We start from the raw sequence: 3,227 nt of genomic DNA on the forward strand, positions 1-3,227 counted from the left end.
TCGCAGAGAACGGGGGCGGCCCCTTTTGCCTTGCGGTGGCACCGCCATGCAGCACCGCGAGGCCGATCGGGTCCGCCTGCCCAGAAGACGTCCGGGCAGGCGAGGGGTGGGGCCGGCTCAGCCGAAGCGGCCCGAGATGTAGTCCTCGGTGGCCTGGACCGACGGGTTGGAGAAGATCCGCTCCGTCTCGTCTATCTCGATGAGACGGCCCGGCTTGCCGACCGCGGCGAGGTTGAAGAAGGCCGTGCGGTCGGAGACGCGCGCCGCCTGCTGCATGTTGTGCGTCACGATGACGATCGTGAAGCGTTCCTTCAGCTCGCTGATCAGGTCCTCGACCGCGAGGGTCGAGATCGGGTCGAGCGCGGAGCACGGCTCGTCCATCAGCAGGACCTCGGGCTCGACCGCGATGGCGCGGGCGATGCAGAGTCGCTGCTGCTGGCCTCCGGAGAGGCCGGACCCCGGCTTGTTCAGGCGGTCCTTGACCTCGTTCCAGAGGTTGGCGCCCTGGAGCGACTTCTCGACGACGTCGTTCAGCTCGCTCTTGCGGTACTTGCCGTTCAGCTTCAGGCCTGCCGCGACGTTGTCGAAGATCGACATGGTCGGGAAGGGGTTGGGGCGCTGGAAGACCATGCCGACCGTGCGGCGCACGGTGACCGGGTCGACGCTCGATCCGTACAGGTTCTCGTCGTCCAGCAGCACCTTGCCCTCGACGCGGCCACCGGGGGTGACCTCGTGCATCCGGTTCAGGGTGCGCAGGAAGGTGGACTTGCCGCAGCCGGAGGGGCCGATGAAGGCCGTCACGGAGCGGGGTTCGACGGTCATCGAGATGTCCTCGATGGCCTTGTGGGTGCCGTAGTAGGCGGTGAGGCCGCTGACGTCGATGCGCTTCGCCATCTGAATCACTGCTTCTTTCGTAGCCGCGGTCAGCGGCCGGTCTTCGGGGCCTTCCAGCGGGCGATGCCGCGGGCCACCAAGTTGAGGATCATGACGAAGGCGATCAGCACCAGTGCCGCACCCCAGGCGCGGTCGTACGACGCCTCGGAACCGACCTTGTACTGGTCCCAGATGTAGAAGGGGAGCGAGGACTGCGGGCCGTCGAAGGGGTTGGTGTTGATCAGCTGGCTGCCGAAGACGAGCAGGATGATCGGCGCGGTCTCACCGGCGACACGCGCGATGGCGAGCATGACACCCGTGGTGATGCCGCCGATCGCGGTCGGCAGGACCACCTTCAGGATGGTGCGCCACTTCGGGATGCCGAGGGCGAACGACGCCTCGCGCAGCTCGTTCGGGACGAGCTTGAGCATCTCCTCGGTGGAACGGACCACGACCGGGATCATCAGGATCGACAGGGCGAGCGAGCCCATCAGGCCGGAGGGCCCGAGGTCGGCCATGAGCATGATCGAGAGGATGAAGAGGCCGGCGACGATGGAGGGGATGCCCGTCATCACGTCGACGAAGAAGGTGACCGCCTTGGCGAGGCTGCCCTTGCCGTACTCCACCAGGTAGATGGCGGTCAGCAGGCCGATCGGCGCGGAGATGACGGTGGCGATGCCGACCTGCTCCAGGGTGCCGACCAGCGCGTGGTAGACGCCTCCGCCCGGTTCGGCGGAGAGCACTCCGGCCATCGAGTGGGTGAGGAAGTAACCGTCGAGGACCTTCGCGCCCCGGGCCGCCGTGGTCCAGAGCAGCGAGGCCAGCGGGATGATCGCGAGGACGAAGCAGACCCAGACGACGCTGGTCGCGAGGCGGTCCTTCGCCTGGCGCTGGTTCTCGACCACCGTGGTGGTCACGTACGAGATCGCCAGGAAGAGCAGCGCGGCGATCAGCCCCCACTGGACACGGCTGTCCAGGCCGGCCGCGGCGCCGATACCGACGGCGAGGAGGACCGCGACGACGGCGAACCCGAGCGGGGCCCAGCGTGGGAGGGCGCGACTGCTGAGGGAGCCCTTGGACGGCGTCGGACGGTCCTGGACGCCGGTCGGTGCGTGGCTCATGCGTTGGCCCCCGAGTACTCCTTGCGGCGGGCGATGATGAGCCGGGCCGCGCCGTTGACCAGCAGGGTGAGCACGAAGAGGACGAGACCGGAGGCGATCAGGGCGTCACGCCCGAACTGGGTGGACTCGTCGAACTTCGCGGCGATGTTCTGGGCGAAGGTGCCGCCGCCCGGGTTGAGCAGGTGGAACGAGATGAGGAAGCTGGGCGAGAGGACCGTGGCGACGGCCATCGTCTCGCCGAGCGCGCGTCCGAGGCCGAGCATCGAGGCGGAGATCACTCCCGAGCGGCCGAAGGGCAGCACCGAGAGGCGGATGACCTCCCAGCGGGTGGCGCCCAGCGCCAGGGCGGCTTCCTCGTTCATCCGCGGGACCTGGAGGAAGACCTCGCGGCTGACGCTGGTCACGATCGGCAGGATCATGATCGCGAGAAGGATGCCGACGGTGAAGAGCGAGCGGGCGACGCCGACTTCGGTCTTCTCGAAGAGGTACGTCCAGCCGAAGAACTGGTCGAGCCAGAGGTTGAGGCCCTCCAGGTGCGGGACCAGGACGAGGGCGCCCCAGATGCCGTACACGATCGAGGGGACCGCGGCGAGCAGGTCGACCGCGTAGGAGAGCGGTGCGGCCAGCTTGCGCGGTGCGTAGTGCGAGATGAAGAGGGCGATGCCGACAGCGATCGGGACCGCGATGACCATCGCGACGATCGAGCTGACGACGGTGCCGAAGAGCAGGACCGCGATGCCGAAGACCGGCGGGTCGCCCGCCGGGTTCCAGTCGAAGGTGGTGAGGAAGTTGCCCTCGTCCTTCGAGACGGCGAGTACGGCGCGGTAGGTGAGGAACACGGCGATGGACGCCATGATCACGAGAAGCAGGATGCCGGAACCCCGGGAGAGGCCCAGGAAGATCTTGTCGCCCGCGCGCCCGCCGGACGTGGCGGGGCGGCTCTGGCGGGCCGGCGGTGCCGGTGGGATGTCTATCGGTGTGGTGGAAGCCATGGTCTTTCCGGTCTGTGTGAGGGAGCGGGGCTCCCCTGGCGGCGGTGCACCGGATGGGAAAGCGCGGCGGCCGGCCGGTGGCCGGTGCCCCTTTCGGGGCCCCTGCCCGACCGGGCCGCCGGTCGTTCGTGTCCGTGCGGCCCGGTCCGGACGAGGGGGCGGGCCCCACCGGGGTGAGCCCGAGGCGGCGGTGTTGCGGGTGTGGGGAAGAGCTGGTGTGGGGTAGGGGGGGTGTGGGTCA

Annotated in this window: 3 protein-coding genes; all 3 read right to left on the reverse strand. The window is 68.8% G+C overall.

The features are described 5' to 3' along the window. Positions 1 to 117 precede the first annotated feature (117 nt). Genes pstB through pstC form a run of 3 tightly spaced genes read right to left on the reverse strand, consistent with a single transcriptional unit; the run spans position 118 to position 2,986 of the window. On the reverse strand, positions 118 to 894 hold the full coding sequence (gene pstB, locus ACFWEP_RS33410) for a phosphate ABC transporter ATP-binding protein PstB (RefSeq protein WP_387375870.1): 777 nt from the start codon (positions 892 to 894) through the stop codon (positions 118 to 120). Positions 895 to 923: 29 nt separating this feature from the next. Further along, a complete protein-coding gene (gene pstA / locus ACFWEP_RS33415; RefSeq protein WP_387375872.1) occupies positions 924 to 1,994 on the reverse strand; it encodes a phosphate ABC transporter permease PstA in 1,071 nt (356 codons plus the stop codon). Then, on the reverse strand, positions 1,991 to 2,986 hold the full coding sequence (gene pstC / locus ACFWEP_RS33420; RefSeq protein WP_387375874.1) for a phosphate ABC transporter permease subunit PstC: 996 nt from the start codon (positions 2,984 to 2,986) through the stop codon (positions 1,991 to 1,993). Before pstC ends, pstA begins: the two co-directional genes overlap by 4 nt. Positions 2,987 to 3,227 lie beyond the last annotated feature (241 nt).

Origin of the sequence: Streptomyces sp. NPDC060198, assembly GCF_042728415.1 — a bacterium.
GTDB lineage: Bacteria > Actinomycetota > Actinomycetes > Streptomycetales > Streptomycetaceae > Streptomyces.